This is a genomic window from Pseudomonas sp. IT-P258 (assembly GCF_949767825.1).
GTDB lineage: Bacteria > Pseudomonadota > Gammaproteobacteria > Pseudomonadales > Pseudomonadaceae > Aquipseudomonas > Aquipseudomonas monachiensis.
Genome location: NZ_CATKPU010000043.1, coordinates 557,404 through 573,191 on the forward strand (window position 1 = coordinate 557,404; position 15,788 = coordinate 573,191).

Sequence of the window (15,788 nt, forward strand, 5' to 3'; positions counted from 1 at the left end):
TCATTTTCATTCTTTAGACTGCGCCGGCCTGAACCCAGGCGACGCACTATGACTTCTTTATAGGGGACTTCGATGTCCGTACGACGCACACGCAAAGACGATGGCAGCCAATGGACAGTTGCGGACAGCCGCAGTGTTTACGGGATTCGCCATTGGGGGGCCGGGTATTTCGCGATCAATGACGCCGGTCGCGTCGAAGTTCGTCCGAACGGTCCGAGCAGCTCGCCTATCGACCTGTACGAACAAGTCGACCAGCTGCGCAAAAGCGGCCTGTCCTTGCCGTTGCTGGTCCGTTTCCCGGACATCCTGCAAGACCGCGTGCGTCAGCTGACCGGCGCGTTCGATTCGAACATCGAGCGTCTGGAATACCAGAGCAAATACACCGCGCTGTACCCAATCAAGGTGAACCAGCAGGAAGCGGTGATCGAGAACATCATCGCTACCCAGAACGTTTCCATCGGCCTGGAAGCCGGATCCAAGCCTGAGCTGCTGGCAGTGCTGGCATTGGCGCCGAAGGGCGGCACCATTGTCTGCAACGGCTACAAGGACCGCGAATTCATTCGCCTGGCGTTGATGGGCCAGAAGCTCGGCCACAACGTGTTCATCGTGATCGAGAAAGAATCCGAAGTCGGCCTGGTGATCGAAGAAGCCAACTCGCTCAAGGTCAAGCCTCAAGTCGGCCTGCGCGTGCGCCTGTCATCCCTGGCCTCGAGCAAGTGGGCGGACACCGGCGGCGAGAAATCCAAGTTCGGTCTGTCGGCGGCGCAACTGCTGTCGGTGGTCGAGCGTTTCCGTGCGGCCGGCCTGGACCAGGGCATTCGCCTGCTGCACTTCCACATGGGTTCGCAGATCGCCAACCTGGCGGACTACCAGCACGGCTTCAAGGAAGCGATCCGTTACTACGGCGAGTTGCGCAACCTTGGCCTGCCGGTGGACCACATCGACGTCGGCGGTGGCCTGGGCGTTGACTACGACGGTACGCACTCGCGTAACGCCAGTTCGATCAACTACGACATGGACGACTACGCCGGTGTCGTGGTCGGGATGCTCAAGGAATTCTGCGATGCGCAGAGCCTGCCGCACCCGAATATCTTCTCCGAAAGCGGCCGTTCCCTGACCGCGCACCACGCCATGCTGGTGATCCAGGTGACCGACGTCGAGAAACACAACGACGACGTGCCGCAGATCGAGAACAAGGAAGCGCTGCCGGAAACCGTGCAGTGGCTGGTGGACCTGCTGGGTCCCACCGACATCGAAATGGTTACCGAAACCTACTGGCGCGCCACGCACTACATGAGTGATGTTGCCTCCCAGTACGCCGACGGAAAGCTGACCCTGGCCGAGAAAGCCCTGGCCGAGCAGTGCTACTTCGCTGTTTGCCGTCGCCTGCACAACTCGTTGAAGGCGCGTCAGCGTTCGCACCGCCAGGTGCTGGACGAACTCAACGACAAGCTGGCCGACAAGTACATCTGCAACTTCTCGGTGTTCCAGAGCCTGCCGGACACCTGGGCCATCGACCAGGTCCTGCCGATCATCCCGCTGCACCGTCTCGACGAAGAGCCGTTGCGTCGCGCGGTGCTGCAAGACCTGACCTGTGACTCCGACGGCAAGATCAACCAGTACGTCGACGAGCAGAGCATCGAGACCAGTTTGCCGGTGCATGCCCTGAAGGAAGGCGAGGACTACCTGTTGGGTGTGTTCCTGGTCGGTGCCTACCAGGAAATTCTTGGCGACATGCACAACCTGTTCGGTGACACCGACTCGGTGAACATCTACCAGAACGCCGACGGCAGCGTGTACCACGCCGGTATCGAAACCCACGACACCATCGAAGACATGCTGCGTTACGTGCACTTGTCCCCGGAAGAACTGATGACCCACTACCGCGACAAGTGCGCCAGTGCCCGCATCAGCGCCACCGAGCGCACGCAGTTCCTCGATGCCTTGCGTCTGGGGCTGACCCGTTCGTCTTACCTGTCTTCCTGAGGTAAGGGGCACGCTCATCAGGTTGTCTGAAAATTTTCCGTTCGCTGCGGAAATTTCAGATGACCTGGTGCGGCAATTCTTCTGTTCCAGACGAAATTTCCAGCATCTTCGACAACCCAGCGCATTTGGTCTTCTTTTCGCGTAGGTTATTTCCTAATTTGTATTTCGGCACTCTACTCGGCCATGTCTCTCAGCGAGAATCCCCGGCCGCCCCTCCTGTAGAGAAACGCCGATGTTCAATCCAGTCAGCGAACCTTCATTTCGTCTGGATGTAGCAGGTCTGCCCGACTCCTTAGAGGTCCTGGCCTTTACCGGCAGAGAAGCCATCAGCGAGCCGTTCGTGTTCGACCTGAATCTGCTGATCGATGACCCGGAGCTTGACCTTGCCAGTTTGCTGTACCGCCCGGCCTCCCTGCATTTCGGGCCAGCCGAAAGTCACGTGCATGGACAATTGCATGAAATCGTCCAGCGCGATCACGCCTCGGCACCCCGGCTCTGTCAGGTGCGCCTGGGGCCAAGACTGGCTTGCCTGGCCCAGCGTTTCAGCCAACGAATCTTCAGCGCCCGTTCAGTGCCACAAATCCTCGACCAGGTGCTCAAGGAGCACGGCATTACCGGCATGGATCGACGCCTGGAACTAAGCGGCGAATACCCACCCCGGGATTTTTGCACGCAATATCGAGAGTCAGACCTGCAATTTCTCCAGCGACTGTGCGCCCGGGAAGGGCTTCACTACCACTTCGAACACGGGGCTCGCGGGCACTGTGTGGTGTTTGGTGATGACCGGCAGCATTTCCCAACCGGCGAACCTGCGGTATTGCGCGGCGAAGGCGAACGGCCGGCGGTGCGGCAGTTCGAACGCCAGCGCCGCGGTGGAACAGCGCTGCAGAGTGCCGAATGCCGGACGGACCTGACGACCTTGCGCAGCGGTCGGTTGATGCCGTTGTCCGGTCACCCGGCTGCCGATTGCAATCGGCTCTGGTTGCTGACCCACGTTGAGCATTGGGGCAGCCAGGATACGACGACGCCCTACTACAATCAGGCCCGTACCCTGCAGTGGCCGGCACCCATCGAGCCGCCCTGTTCGACGGTCCAACCAAGGATGCATGGCCCGCAACGGGCGTGGGTGGTCGAGGTCGATGAGCCCGGCCCCGACCCGGCAAGGCCGGTACCGGTGCAATTCGACTGGCTTTATCAGGGCGAAGGTGCGGCGCCCAGTCATTGCTGGCTGCCCCTGGCCAGGCAGTTGCAGGCCTCGACGTTATCGCCGTTGCGGGAAGGAACTGAGCTGGTCGTGAGTTTTTTCGAGGGCGATCCCGATCAACCGCAGATAACCGGGGTGCTGCATGCGCCGGCAACGGTTGAAGCTGTGGACGCTGTCACCCCCGAGCCGGGCTGCACCCATCATGAGGGCGTGGAGCAATGGTTGCGTTCGGGGGAGCCGTTGCTGATGTTGTGCCTGCTACCCGGTGGCGGCAGTTTCAACCATTGCGCACAGGCTTTGTGTACCTGTCGTCTGGCGACGCAGCTTGGCCAGAGCTCTGGAGCATGATCGCCACATGCACGCCCGAGGCGCCCCCGCAGTGGCTGTTGCTGGATGTGCCGGGCACGCCGCAGGCGGGTGTCACACTTCGGCAGATGTTTGCCCAGGCCCGATGCTTCGGGTTGTTCGAAGGTACGGAGTGGCATGCGCTGCATGAACAGGGGCCGGTCCTGGTCGATCTGCACACCTGCCCGGCACTGGCCGATTTATGCTTCGTCGACGGACAACGCTGGCCCGGATTGCTGATGCACAGTGAAGCCGGCACTGCGTTGTTGCTGGCGCATTTGCGACGCATGCTCACGGTCACGCTTGGTCTGCACCGGGCCCTTTTGAATTACTACAACCCAATCACGGCCAGCTATTTTTTCGATGCCTGCGATGCCGTTGAGCTGAGTCGCTGGCTAGGGCCTATCCACCAGTTACGCTGGTTCGGCGGTAGTTGGGGCGACCGCGCGATGGGATGTCAGGGCTGGCAGCGCTTGTCCAACCCGGGGTTGGCGGTCAGCCCGTTGGCCGTCGAGGAAAGTCTAAGCGCCGGGCAGCAGGAAAAACTGCAAACCTGCCTGCTCGAACAGCATGCCTGGCGCTGGAGCCGATCCACCGGTGTCGATTTCCTTCGTCTGTGGACCTATGTGCAGGAAGGGCTGGCGCTGGCTTTCAGCGAGCGCCCGGTACTTGATGGCTGGATATGGCTACGCCTGCAGCATCCCGATGCCGTGCCCGTGCAGCCGCTGCCGGGCGGGACTCAACAGGAGCGACTCGATAGCCTGCGTCGGCTGTGGCAGAACGATCCACCCTGGCCGTGAGGGCCGAAATTGATTGCCGGGGCCGCGCCCGATCAGTGAATGCCGCCGGCGAACCAGCCATCGTTTCGGCGCAGGCGCCAGGCGATCACGCCGAGGGTCAGGCTGCGCAACAGCATGAACAACAGAAAGGTTATCCACAGGCCATGGTTGCCTCCGCCTTGCAGTGCCCAGCCGAAGGGCACTACCAGCGCCACGGTGAGCAGCATGCCGTTGCGCATTTCCCGGGCGCGGGTGGCGCCGATGAACAGGCCGTCGAGCAGGTAACTCCAGACGGCAATCAGCGGCAGTACGGCGAGGTAGGGCAGATAGATGAAGGCGGTGTCGCGCACACTTTGAATGTCGGTCTGTATCTCGATGAACAGATGCCCGGCGAACAGAAACAGCGCGGCAAAGCCCAGGCTTGCCAGCAACGACCAGCCAACGGCCACCACCAATGAACGGCGCAGGGCATCGCGGTCACGGGCGCCAAGCGCATGTCCGCACAGGGCTTCGACGGCGTGGGCCAGGCCATCGAGGGCGTGGGCGGTCAGCAGCAGACCATTGAGCAAAAGAGCGTTGGCCGCGACCGTGGCGTCGCCCAGTCGTGCGCCTTGCACCGTGATCAGGAAGAACACCGATTGCAGCGCCAGGCTGCGGATGAAGATGTCGCGGTTGACCGCCAGCAGTGGCCGCCAACTCTGCCACAGCGCCAATGCTGCCCAGACGATATGGCCGGGGTAGGCGCGCAGGGCTTTGCGGGTCATCAGCAAGCCAATCAGTGCACCGGTCCATTCGGCAATCACCGAGGCCCTGGCCGCACCGACCACGCCCCATTCCAGGCCGAGGACGAACCACAGGTTCAGGGCAATGTTGACCAGGTTGGTGCTCAGCAGAATCGCCAGGGGCGCCCGGGCGTTCTGGGTGCCGAGAAACCAGCCGACCAGTGCATAACTGGCGAGCGCTGCCGGCAGGCCGAACAGGCGGGTGTGGAAGAACTCGCGGGTCAGTTGATCGAGCTCCGCCGACGGTTGCATGAAGTGCAACGCGACCCCGCTCAAAGGCACGCCCACCGCCCCCAGGACCACGGCCAGGCCAATGGCGAGCAGCAGGCCCTGCAAGAGAATCTGCCGCAAGGCCGCGCCATCCCCGCGCCCGGCCGCCTGCGCGGCGAACCCGGTGGAGCCCATGCGCAGAAAGCCCATGGCCCAGGCGAGGAATGTGTACAGACTGGCCCCGACCGCGACGGCGCCGAGTTGGTGGGCATGAGGCAGGTGACCGATGACGGTGCTGTCGACCAATGCCACCAGCGGTACGGAAATGTTTGAAAGAATCATCGGCGCAGCGAGCGCCCAGACCCGGCGATGGGTAGGGCGGTCGCGCCAGTCGGCGGTCAGGTTGGACATGCAGGCTCCTTGGAGGAGCGGGCATTGTAGCGGCACATCGAGAGCAAACCGCGATCAAATGTGGGAGCGGGTTTGCTCCCACAGGTGTCCAGTGGTGTCAGTGGATGATCCAGCTGAGCAACCAAAGCCCCAGCACCAACCAGATGATCCCCATGATGAACGATGCATTGAGAAAGGCGCGGATCGCCGACCACAGCAGTATCAGCCCGAGGATCAAGGTCACGATGCTGATGACCGAGGTATCCATGCCCAGCGCCTGGGACAGGCCTTCGACAAAATTGCTGCTGGCGTTGCTCAACAGATTGAACAGCCCGCTGAGGGCATCAACGATGAAGCGGATGATCGAGCCGAGTACCTGGCCGAGCCATTCGGAAAAACCTTCTACCTGCATGGAGTGAACGTCCTGATTAAAGAGAATTGAGTCTTGGGCTGTCGATCATGCTGCCGAGTTCCCACAAGCATAGAGGGTTGCACGCAGAGCGTGCACCTTCTGCCCCTTGCCTTCACCTGTGATCCCCCCGAAGCTATACGCCTTCAGGAGAGCCCGATGAACCTTGTTGAACTGACCGAACGCCTGCACGCCATCCGTGACCGCAATGACTGGCGGCAATTTCACAGCCCGAAAAACCTGGCCATGGCCGCGAGCGTGGAAATGTCCGAGCTGGTGGAAATTTTCCAGTGGCTGACCGAAGACCAGTCACGCCAGTTACCGGCGGACAAACTCGCCCACGCCGGGCAGGAAGTCGGTGATATCGTGCTTTATCTGTTGCTGTTGTGCAGCGAGCTGGGCCTGGACATGGAAGCCGTAGTGCGCAGCAAACTGGCGGACAGCGAACGGAGGTTCAGCTGATGAGCGACCGTCATTTCGATCAACTGGCGACCCGTTTCGCCGAAAAAATCTACGGTGGTGCCAAAGGCGCGATCCGTCTCGCGGTGTTGCAGGCCGACCTGACCGAAATCCTGCCCGACCGGCCGCTGCGCGTGCTGGACATCGGCGCCGGCCTTGGCCACATGTCGTTGTGGCTGGCCCAGCGCGGCCATCAGGTGACCCTCGCCGAGCCTGCCGAACCGATGCTTGAAGGCGCCCGCCAGCGCTTTGCCGAAGCCGGGCAGAGCGCCACGTTCATTCAGGCGCCGTGGCAGGAGCTGCTCGGGCAGCTCACCGAACCCTACGACCTGGTGCTGTGCCACGCCGTGCTGGAATGGCTGGCCGAACCCCACGCCATCCTGCCGGTGCTGCATCAACTGACCAAGGCCGACGGCTGGCTGTCCCTGGCGTTCTACAACCGCGACGCGCTGATTTATCGCAACTTGCTCAAGGGCCATTTCCGCAAGATGCGCAAGAACGACATGGCCGGCGAAAAGCAGAGCCTGACCCCGCAACAGCCCCTTGATCCGCGCGAGCTGGCGGCGCAACTTGAAGGTCTGTGGAAGGTCGAAACCATGAGTGGCGTGCGGGTTTTCCACGATTACATGCCAGTGGAGTTCCAGGCCCGCGCCGAGCTGGCGGACCTGCTGGAAATGGAACTGGCCCACCGTCGTCATCCGGGCTTTGCCGGGCTTGGGCGATATTTGCACTGGATCTGTCGGCCTGTCTGATCGGAGCACGCAATGAAAAGTCATTCAGGTGTGCTGGTGTTCTGCCTGGGGCTGGCGGCCTGTCAGGGCAGCAACCCCTATGTCGCCACGTCCAACCCATTGCCACCGGCGCCGCCCCAGGCCGCCAAGACCTTTGACCGCAGCGCTTACCCGGCAGCCCCCCGTGACTATGGGCGCTACCGCAGTTGGGCGTGGCTCGACGGGCATTTGCCACCGGGCACCGCCTGGGCCGATTCGGCGCAGATCGCCGAAGCGGTCAGCAATGCGCTGGATCAACGCGGCTTGCGCCCGCTGCACGATAATCGACCGGCCGACCTGTTTGTCAGCGCCGACCTGCGGATGGAAACCCGCTTGCGCCAGGTTCAGGACGACTATTACGGCGGCGGTTATGGTGGCTACAACGGCTATGGCCCTGGATATGGCGGGTACGCCACTGTACCGGTCGTTCGTACCTATCAGGAGCAAGTCGTAGTGGTTCAGGTGGATATGTATGACGCCAGGAGCGGCCAGCCGGTGTGGAGCGCCAGCGCTGAAACCGGCAACCGGGGCAGCGAAAGTGAGCGGGCCGATGCCATACGGCAGGCTGTGGAAAAGGCAATGTCGGCGTATCCTCCCAGTTAGCTTCTTATCGAATAAGAAGCATTTCGCAGGATCATGCCTTCAACCGGAGACTCATCATGTTCCGCCGTTTTGTTTTACTGGCAGTGGCCGCGCTACTCAGTGCCTGCGCCGCCAACCAGGTCAATCATGACTTCGACGCCAGCCGCGACTTTGCTGCCTATCGCAGCTGGACCTGGAAAGAACCCGCCCTGCAATACCGTCCCGATGATCCACGGATCAAGAGCGACCTGACCGAACAGCGCGTCCGTCAGGCGGTTGCCGATCAACTGGATCAGCGCGGTCTGCGCCCGGCCGCCGCAGGCGCCAAGGGCGATTTGAATGTACAGACCTACCTGATTGTCGAAGAGCGGCAACAACAGGTGACCACCAATTACGGCGGCGGCTGGGGTAACCCGTGGTATGGCTACTACGGCGCCCCCATGTATAACGAAACCCGCAACGTCAGCTACAAAGTGGCGACCATCCAGATCGACCTGCTCGATGGCAAGGACGGCAAGCTGGTGTGGCGTGGCAGTGACGAACAGATACTCAGCCGCACGCCGAACCCGACCGATCGTCGCGATGCCATCTGGGAAACGGTCACGCGGATATTGGCCAACTACCCACCGCACGCATCCTAGAATCAGTCAGCCCCTGAACCCCTGTGCCTCACAGGGGTTTTTTATTGCCTGAAATGGCAAGTTGCCAGCAGTCTCGGCCGCCCTTGTCTACACTGCTTTTCACCAACGGAGGTTGCGCCCGGCCGTGCGCCGGCAAAGGAGTGCGCCATGTCTCCCCGCCTGCAGTTTTGCGGCCCGGCCCGGCAACGGGGGGCGATCGGCTTGATGGCTGCATTGACCCTGACTCTGGCGTTGGCATTCATGTTGTTGGTGGTCGATACCGGCAGGCTGTATCTGGAAAAACGCAGTTTGCAGCGCGTGGCAGACATGGCCGCCCTTGAGGCTGCCACCAGGGGGGGAGACTGTTCCGGCGGCTCAACCGCTAACACCTATGCCACGGCCAGCGCGCAACGAAATGGTTTCGCCATTCCCTCCACTGGACGCGTACTGGCTGTGGCGTGTGGTGCGCTGACCCTGGATGCCAACAACCTTCGGGTATTCGCTGCCGACCCAAGCAAAAGCGAAGCTATCCGGGTTATTGCCAGCCATGTCGTGCAACAGAGTATTGCCGGCGGCATCGGCGCGTTGGCCGGCGGCGCACCGGCGGGCTCAACGCTGACGCTGAGCGCTACGGCGGTCGCTGCGTTGCCGCCTCCCCTGGCTTCATTGACGATCCGCAGTGCGGTCCTGACCTTTGATACCAGCAAGGCCGCCATTACCAGTCTGCTTTTCGGAGGGTTGCTGGGAGGCAACGTCAGTATCAGTGCGGCGGGCTGGAACGGGTTGGTCAATACCGACATCAGCCTGCTCGGCTACCTCAACCGGTTGAAAATCGATCTCGGCCTGACTGCGGGTGGCTACGATCAGGTACTGGGTAATACGATCAATGTCAGCCAGTTGATCCAGACCGCCATCAACGTACTGGACCCCAACGGCACACTTGGAGCATCTGCAACCATTGTCAGCCTGCAAGCGTTGAAGGTGGCAGCGGGTACGACGTCCGTTGTGCTGGGTAACATGTTGCATGTTGAAAGCGGCACCGACATTTCGACCCTCGCCGTGAACCTCAAAGCCTTCGATCTGATTGAAGGGTTTGTACAACTGGCCAACAAGAAGAATGCCGCGGTCGCGACCTTGCCGATCAACATCGCTGGCCTGGCGCAGATCACGGCACGGGTGCAGGTGATGGAGCCCCCGCAACTGTCGGCCATCGGCAATCCGAAAAACGCGGCATTGGCCCCTTTGGGCCCCAACCGCATCTATGTACGCACGGCTCAGGTCAAGACGTTGTTGTCGATCAACCTGCCCGTGCTGGACGCCATCACGCCTCTGGTCAACGCTGTCATCGATCTCGCTTCACCCCTGGCCAATATCCTGAACTCATTGTTTGATTGGGACCTGGTGGGCGTTGTCAACGAATTGACCTGCGCGGTGCTCGTGCCGTGCGACACGCCGGAAATCAAGCTGTTGCCACCTCCGATACGCATCGACGTGGCCCTGGAGGCGGCCGGTGCCTGGAGTTATGTCACGGCTTACAGTTGTGTGAGTACGACGAACAAAAGCCTGACGACCAGCACCACCACCACGCTGATCGGTTTGAAGATCGGGCAGATCAATCCCGCCGATGTGTTTGGCTCACCCACTGTTCCACCCAGCAACCACGTCAATCCCCTGAAGGTCATCGACATCGGCGTGCAGACCTGCAAGCGGCTGCTGATCCTGTCCCTGACCTGCTACAACCATCAGCCCGGTGTTGGCGGCAGCATCGATCTCATGGTCAACACCGCGGTTGCCCAAAATGCCAACATCCCCCACGTCTATTCCGCACCGGCGGCTGCCAACCTGCCGGAGATCAATCAGCCACCGTTTTACTACGCCTTTACCACGACCAACATCGTCAACAGCCTGAACACCACTGTGAGTAACCTTGGTGTGAACATGTATGGGCCGTCGGGCAGCATCGTGGGAGGCTTGGGCAGTATTTTGAGTGAGGTCACGACTGCGTTGGTCAATGCGATCAATACGGTACTCAGCCCGTTACTGGATACGCTGATCAATACGTTGCTGGCGAGCCTGGGGATCGACCTGAACAAAGTCGAAGTGGGTGCCAACCTCAGTTGTCATTCGGGTCGAGCGGCGCTGGTGATCTAGTCCGGCGTCACAATCGGCAGTTCGATGCAGAAACGCGCACCTTCGCTGGTGTTTTGCACGCTCAGTTTTCCGCCCATGTGCTCGACGATGCCGTAGCTTACCGAGAGCCCCAGACCGGTGCCGACACCCACCGGTTTGGTGGTGAAGAACGGCTCGAAAATCCGCTCCAGCAAACGCGGGTCGATACCGCCGCCGTTGTCCTCGACCCACAGGCGTACCGAGTGCGTATCCCGTTCGGTATACAGCGAAATCCACGGTTTGAAATCGGGGTTGGCCTCGCGCTTGCCGAGCAATGCATCACGGGCGTTGACCATCAGGTTGATCAGCACCTGCTCAAGCTGATCGACGTAGCCGCGCACCAGCACTTCAAAACCGGTCTCGCTAATGCGCAGGTCGACGCCTTTGCCGCGCATTCCTTCGGACAACAGCGCCAGCGTGCCTTCGATGGCCTTGGCCGGGTTGAATGGCTGCTGCTCGATTTCCGAACGGCGGCCGAACACCCGCATGTGGTCCACCACCCGCGCGGCGCGCTGCACCTGGGTGTCGATGCGAGTGAGCTTGTCGATCAGGTAATCGACCTGTACATCACCGTTATTGAGGCGCTTGAGTACGTTGACGATGGCCATGCGCATGACGTTCAGCGGCTGGTTGATCTCATGGGCCAGGCCAGTGGCCATTTCACCGAGGGTGGCCATTTTCGCGCTTTGTGTGAGCTGCTGCTGCGAGCGCCGCACCTCGGTGTTGTCGCGCCCCACGGCCTGGACCTCGAGCAACCGGCCCTGTTCATCGAACACCCCGCGATCGGACCAGACCCACCAGGCGTGTTCGCGGCCGGGCAGTTGCAGGTTGATCTCGGCGGTACTGACCGGAAACTCGGGGCTCAACTGGTCCAGCCGTCGAGTGAATGCCTCGCGCTGTTCCCTGGACATCCAGTTGCCCAGATTCATCCCCGGCAATTGCTCGGGCGCCAATTCCAGGTAGGTGGCCAACGGGCGGTTGCCGAAGGTCAGCGTCAGATCCGGCTGGTAGCGGCAGATCATCGCCGGCGAGTCTTCCACCAGAATCCGGTAGCGTTCTTCACTCTGCCTGACCTGTTCAGTGGCCAGGGTCGCTTCGGTGATGTCCAGCCACAGGCCCACGGCTTCCACCGGCAAGCCGAGGTCGTTGCGCAACAACTTCGCTTCGTCCAGCAGCCAGTGATAGTCGCCGCGACTGTCGCGCAACCGATAGCGGGCGCGCACCGAGCCTTCACGCAGCAACAGCCGCGTGCGCTCGAAATACTGCTGGCGGTCGTCGGGATGTACCCGTTCAACCAACGCCCCGGGCGCACAGTCGGCGAGGGTCCAGCCGAGCAGTGGCAACAGGCTGTCGCTGAAGAACACCGGTTGCAACACACCTTCGACATAGCGCTGTACGTAAATCACCGCCGGAGAGCTGGCGATCAGATTGTCCAGGCGTGCGCGGGCGGCGGCGGCGATCTGCTCCTGGTTCTTTATGTCGCTGATGTCGAGCATGAAACCCACCAGCCGACGGTTTTTCCCCGCGCCCAAGGCCTGGCCTTGCAGGCGATACCAGATGGGTTCGGGCGCATTGTAGGGGCGATACAGGCGCACACACAGCAGCAGGGGAATGCCCTGCGTCTGCAAGTCTTTCAGGCGCATGCGCAGCTCTTCACGGTCGACGGGATACACCTGTTCGAGCCAGTCCTGCACGGATAAACGCGATGTTCCAAGGTTCAGGGTGGTGACCAGCGAAGGCGCCAACTGAACCTCGTCGCTGTCGCTGAAGACTTCCCACCAGCCTGTTCCCAGCAAGGCTTGCAGCGACTCCAGGCGTTCCAGTTGCAGATGATGCCGATGCTCGCGCAGGCGCCCGAGCAAGGGGCTGGCGAGCGCGGCGGTGATTTGCAGCCAGTCGCGTTCCGTGACATCGGGGGCGCGTTGTTGCGCCGTGAAGAAACCGCACAGCAACCAGGCAACCACCCCTTGCGCATCGTGATAAGGCACGGCGAAGCCATCGGTATTGCCGAACGTGCCCTGCAGGCGCGGGTGTTCGCGCGGGGTCAGGTGCTGCGGTGCGGAGCCGCTCAGACTGTCCAGCCCCGTGCCCAGGCGTTGACCGTTTTGCCAAAGTTGCGCTGCATCGAGGGCCGCGTAGTGCTGGTAAATTTGCCAACCCTGTTCCTGCTCATCGAGCAAGGCCAGGGCAATGCACGGGATCTGAAAGCGCTGGGCCAGGCTTTGCAGTTGTTCGGCCAGCATCTCGGGCAGGCGAGTCAGGCTACACAGGCGCAACTGTCCGGCGATTTGCAGCGCCAGCACCTGGCATTGTTCGCGGTTGCGCGATTGCCGGCGTTCGAGCAGCAAGTCACCGATGTCCAGCATCTGCAACAGCCAGGCATCGGCCAAGGGTTGCACCCAGCCGCGCAAATGTAGCGGCGGACCGTTGAGGCTGCAGAAGTCCAGGTCCAGGGTTTGTCCCTGCCAGTCCGCTGGCGAGCCTTCGATGACGAGGCTGCTGTGGGGCAACAGGAAGTCGAGCAGGTGCGGTGCCTGTGCGCTGGGGGGATGCTGGGCCAGCAAGTGCCGCAGCGGACCGCTCAATTGAACGACACGCCCCTCGGCATTGAGCTGCATCTGCAATCCGAAGCTGTGCACCTGCATTGCCTCCGGCGGCTCCGGTGGCGGCGGCGGGTGTCGGTGGAGCAGGCGCCCGAACAATTTGTCCCCGGCACTCAAAATTGCAGGCTCGCACTGGCCGTGAGGGTCGCCGGCAGATTGGGTACCTGACCGATACCGGGCAGGTTCAGGAACGGGATGACGGCGCTGATTTTATTGGTGGGGTAACTGATGCGCACTGTCAGCAAGCCGCCCACATAAGTGACGGTGGCATCAGTGGCGACATTGAAGTTCAGGGCCGGCGCAATCCAGGCCGTTTGCGTGGTCAGCTCCGTCTTGGCGCGGGCGATCAGCGCGGCACTGTAACCCGGGGTGGCCGGGTCCAGCGCCACGCTGCGGCGTACGGCTTCGGCGGTCGACTGGTTGAATGACTGCATCAACAGCAGCGGCAGGCTGTAGCTGATGATGCCGTAGAACACGCCAAAAAAAATGATGAACACCAAGGCGAATTCAATTGCGGCGGCACCTTTTTGTTTGTGGGGGAGGCTGGCTTTCATGAGTGCGTCTACCCTGACCAACACTGAGTAATGTCAGCATAGAATCATTCAGCCAAAACGGACGTTTTTTACCGAATGCAGAGCTTTGTCCTACTGATCTGGCTGGCGCTGTGCGCCGCACAGGATGCCCGGCAACGGCACATCGCCAACGGCCTCACCCTGGGCGGCGGTGCCCTGGCCCTGGCATGGTTGCTGTGGAGCGGCACGACCTGGCTGGGTGCCGAGGCACAACAGGGTGGCTGGGCCTTTTTGTTGGCCCTGGGCTTCACGCTACCGGGCTATGCCATGAAGCGAATGGGTGGCGCCGACGTGAAACTCATGGCCGCCCTGGCTCTTGCGACGGACGGTATGCACGTGCTCGGCACGTTTATTGGCGCCGGATTGGCCAGCGTTTTCTGGCTGCTGCTGGCGCCAAGAGTCTGGCTTCATATGGGTCAAGGGCTTAGAACCCATCTTTTTTACATGGCACCTGAACTGTCAAGGAAGCAGCCATTTGCACCCTTCGTGCTGGTGGGGCTGATTCTGACATTTGCCTGGTTCCGCTAGCCGACCCTTTTGTGTACATAGCCGCAAACTACGTCTACTTTTCAGACAGAAGTTGTACAGCCGCTGGCTGTCGCTGAGGGACGGGTCAACCTTTGACCTGACAGGGAGTTACTCGTGAGCAAGTTTACTTCGGCAGTAAAAGTCCTTGTGGTCGACGATGCGCCATTGATCGTTGAAGAGCTTTGCGAATTTCTGGAGGGCAAAGGTTACCGTTGTGTTCCCTGCGAATCGGGCTATCAGGCGATCGAGCGTTTCAACGAAGACCTCGATATCGGCCTGGTGCTACTGGACCTTCACATGCCCGGCATGGACGGTATTGAACTGATGCAGGAGTTGCAGCGGCTATCGGGCAAGCACCGGGCGTTCGAGGCGATCATGCTCACCGGGTGTGCCGACAAGCAGGATGTGATCAAGGCCCTGCGCGCTGGCGTTGCCGACTATTATCAGAAGCCGATCGATCTGGATGAGTTGTTCGAGGGTTTGCAGCGGCAGGAAGTGGCCTTGCAGGAGAGGCACAAGAACCTGCAGTTGGGGCATTTGAATCAGAAGCTGCAGTATCTGTCCGAGTCGATCGATGATCTGTACCAGGATCTGGACAAGGTTCGGCGTGGGCCGCATGCGGCTGACGCGGGTGTCGCTGATGGTGATGCGGTGGAGGTTCCGGCGATTTTCAATCAGCTGTCACCGCGGCAACTGGACGTGGCGCGGTTGGTGGGCAAGGGGCAGACCAATTATCAGATTGCCTGTGAGTTGGGGATTACCGAGAACACGGTGAAGTTGTATGTGTCGCAGGTGTTGCGGTTGACGCATATGCATAATCGGACGCAGTTGGCGTTGGCCTTGTCGCCCAGTGGGACCGTGGGGCGGCAGCGGGTTACGGCGCACTGAGGCTTGGCGGCCTCTGGGCCGACCATGCTGGTGGTTTGGGTTGTGTACATATCCGTTTCTTTGGTAACGGCGGCTGGCGGTTTCGCCCTTACGGCGACTCACTTTTTTACAAACGCCTAAAAAAGTAAGCAAAAAACGCTCGCCCCTTACGTACGGCCCCTCGCTAAGGCTCGGGGTTCCTTCGCTGCGGTATTCATCCGGGGGCATTGCCCTCCGGTCGGCTTCGCTTCGACCTACATGCAATGAGTTCGACTGCGTCGAACGGCGCTGCGCGCCAATCCCCGGATAAACACCTCCACTCAGCCTTCCGAGGGGGCGGGTGGATCAAGATCAAGAGCTGCAGGCGAGCTAACGCTCGGCCTGATGAGTGGTGAAGAGCGACGCGGTGTACGCCGACCTGTCTTTGCCTTTCTGTGGGAGCGGGCTTGCCCGCGATGACGTCCTTTCAGCCAACACATTCCTGTGTAGTTCTCCTCAAACCCCTGGGAAATC

At 61.1% G+C, this 15,788-nt stretch carries 14 protein-coding genes; 10 read left to right on the plus strand and 4 right to left on the minus strand.

Going from position 1 to position 15,788, the window contains the following annotated elements:
* The first annotated feature begins 72 nt into the window (after positions 1-72).
* From speA to ACM6G4_RS18385, 3 genes are all read left to right on the plus strand, one after another.
* Positions 73-1,986, plus strand: a complete 1,914-nt coding sequence (gene speA, locus ACM6G4_RS18375; RefSeq protein ID WP_056725278.1) for an arginine decarboxylase — start codon at positions 73-75, stop codon at positions 1,984-1,986.
* Positions 1,987-2,218: 232 nt separating this feature from the next.
* Positions 2,219-3,538, plus strand: a complete 1,320-nt coding sequence (locus tag ACM6G4_RS18380) for a type VI secretion system Vgr family protein (RefSeq protein WP_414914270.1) — start codon at positions 2,219-2,221, stop codon at positions 3,536-3,538.
* Complete coding sequence (locus ACM6G4_RS18385; RefSeq protein WP_414914271.1) at positions 3,535-4,335, plus strand: DUF4123 domain-containing protein; 801 nt, start codon at positions 3,535-3,537, stop codon at positions 4,333-4,335. The genes ACM6G4_RS18380 and ACM6G4_RS18385 overlap by 4 nt, the downstream gene beginning before the upstream one ends.
* A gap of 32 nt (positions 4,336-4,367) precedes the next feature.
* Here ACM6G4_RS18385 and ACM6G4_RS18390 read toward each other — a convergent pair whose 3' ends face one another.
* Positions 4,368-5,717, minus strand: coding sequence for an MATE family efflux transporter (locus ACM6G4_RS18390; protein ID WP_414914272.1), 1,350 nt, complete (start codon positions 5,715-5,717; stop codon positions 4,368-4,370).
* A 97-nt stretch (positions 5,718-5,814) separates the two neighbouring features.
* Complete coding sequence (locus tag ACM6G4_RS18395) at positions 5,815-6,108, minus strand: hypothetical protein (protein ID WP_056725270.1); 294 nt, start codon at positions 6,106-6,108, stop codon at positions 5,815-5,817.
* A gap of 156 nt (positions 6,109-6,264) precedes the next feature.
* Between ACM6G4_RS18395 and ACM6G4_RS18400 the strand changes: the two genes are divergently transcribed.
* The 5 genes from ACM6G4_RS18400 to ACM6G4_RS18420 all read left to right on the plus strand — a co-directional run bounded on the left by ACM6G4_RS18400 (position 6,265) and on the right by ACM6G4_RS18420 (position 10,687).
* Positions 6,265-6,567, plus strand: a complete 303-nt coding sequence (locus tag ACM6G4_RS18400; RefSeq protein ID WP_007971343.1) for a MazG-like family protein — start codon at positions 6,265-6,267, stop codon at positions 6,565-6,567.
* Positions 6,567-7,316 (plus strand): methyltransferase domain-containing protein, encoded by a 750-nt coding sequence (locus tag ACM6G4_RS18405; protein WP_056725266.1) that lies wholly within the window; start codon positions 6,567-6,569, stop codon positions 7,314-7,316. Before ACM6G4_RS18400 ends, ACM6G4_RS18405 begins: the two co-directional genes overlap by 1 nt.
* Positions 7,317-7,328: 12 nt before the next feature.
* Positions 7,329-7,937 (plus strand): DUF4136 domain-containing protein, encoded by a 609-nt coding sequence (locus ACM6G4_RS18410; protein WP_056725263.1) that lies wholly within the window; start codon positions 7,329-7,331, stop codon positions 7,935-7,937.
* Between the two features lie 56 nt (positions 7,938-7,993).
* Positions 7,994-8,557: a DUF4136 domain-containing protein gene (locus tag ACM6G4_RS18415; RefSeq protein ID WP_056725261.1), complete on the plus strand. Its 564-nt coding sequence runs from the start codon at positions 7,994-7,996 to the stop codon at positions 8,555-8,557.
* A gap of 147 nt (positions 8,558-8,704) precedes the next feature.
* Complete coding sequence (locus ACM6G4_RS18420; protein ID WP_414914273.1) at positions 8,705-10,687, plus strand: pilus assembly protein TadG-related protein; 1,983 nt, start codon at positions 8,705-8,707, stop codon at positions 10,685-10,687.
* Here ACM6G4_RS18420 and ACM6G4_RS18425 read toward each other — a convergent pair.
* Both ACM6G4_RS18425 and ACM6G4_RS18430 read right to left on the minus strand, forming a co-directional pair.
* Entirely contained in the window at positions 10,684-13,425 is a 2,742-nt protein-coding gene (locus ACM6G4_RS18425) for an ATP-binding protein (protein ID WP_414914274.1), read from the minus strand. The two genes, ACM6G4_RS18420 and ACM6G4_RS18425, sit on opposite strands and share 4 nt — an antisense overlap.
* Positions 13,422-13,862, minus strand: coding sequence for a TadE/TadG family type IV pilus assembly protein (locus ACM6G4_RS18430; RefSeq protein ID WP_056725254.1), 441 nt, complete (start codon positions 13,860-13,862; stop codon positions 13,422-13,424). The genes ACM6G4_RS18425 and ACM6G4_RS18430 overlap by 4 nt, the downstream gene beginning before the upstream one ends.
* 75 nt (positions 13,863-13,937) lie before the next feature.
* Here ACM6G4_RS18430 and ACM6G4_RS18435 point away from each other — a divergent pair, with 75 nt between their 5' ends.
* Complete coding sequence (locus tag ACM6G4_RS18435; RefSeq protein ID WP_056725252.1) at positions 13,938-14,408, plus strand: prepilin peptidase; 471 nt, start codon at positions 13,938-13,940, stop codon at positions 14,406-14,408.
* A gap of 114 nt (positions 14,409-14,522) precedes the next feature.
* A complete protein-coding gene (locus ACM6G4_RS18440; protein ID WP_223541698.1) occupies positions 14,523-15,296 on the plus strand; it encodes a response regulator transcription factor in 774 nt (257 codons plus the stop codon).
* The last annotated feature ends 492 nt before the right edge of the window (positions 15,297-15,788 follow it).

What these genes read in the sequence shown, in the direction of transcription:
- ACM6G4_RS18390 (WP_414914272.1), bottom strand. Translation starts at nt 5,717, where the DNA reads ATGTCCAACCTGACCGCCGACTGGCGCGACCGCCCTACCCATCGCCGG.
- ACM6G4_RS18430 (WP_056725254.1), bottom strand. Translation starts at nt 13,862, where the DNA reads ATGAAAGCCAGCCTCCCCCACAAACAAAAAGGTGCCGCCGCAATTGAA.
- ACM6G4_RS18410 (WP_056725263.1), top strand. Translation starts at nt 7,329, where the DNA reads ATGAAAAGTCATTCAGGTGTGCTGGTGTTCTGCCTGGGGCTGGCGGCC.
- ACM6G4_RS18405 (WP_056725266.1), top strand. Translation starts at nt 6,567, where the DNA reads ATGAGCGACCGTCATTTCGATCAACTGGCGACCCGTTTCGCCGAAAAA.
- ACM6G4_RS18385 (WP_414914271.1), top strand. Translation starts at nt 3,535, where the DNA reads ATGATCGCCACATGCACGCCCGAGGCGCCCCCGCAGTGGCTGTTGCTG.
- ACM6G4_RS18420 (WP_414914273.1), top strand. Translation starts at nt 8,705, where the DNA reads ATGTCTCCCCGCCTGCAGTTTTGCGGCCCGGCCCGGCAACGGGGGGCG.
- ACM6G4_RS18400 (WP_007971343.1), top strand. Translation starts at nt 6,265, where the DNA reads ATGAACCTTGTTGAACTGACCGAACGCCTGCACGCCATCCGTGACCGC.
- ACM6G4_RS18395 (WP_056725270.1), bottom strand. Translation starts at nt 6,108, where the DNA reads ATGCAGGTAGAAGGTTTTTCCGAATGGCTCGGCCAGGTACTCGGCTCG.
- ACM6G4_RS18415 (WP_056725261.1), top strand. Translation starts at nt 7,994, where the DNA reads ATGTTCCGCCGTTTTGTTTTACTGGCAGTGGCCGCGCTACTCAGTGCC.
- ACM6G4_RS18435 (WP_056725252.1), top strand. Translation starts at nt 13,938, where the DNA reads ATGCAGAGCTTTGTCCTACTGATCTGGCTGGCGCTGTGCGCCGCACAG.
- ACM6G4_RS18380 (WP_414914270.1), top strand. Translation starts at nt 2,219, where the DNA reads ATGTTCAATCCAGTCAGCGAACCTTCATTTCGTCTGGATGTAGCAGGT.
- speA (WP_056725278.1), top strand. Translation starts at nt 73, where the DNA reads ATGTCCGTACGACGCACACGCAAAGACGATGGCAGCCAATGGACAGTT.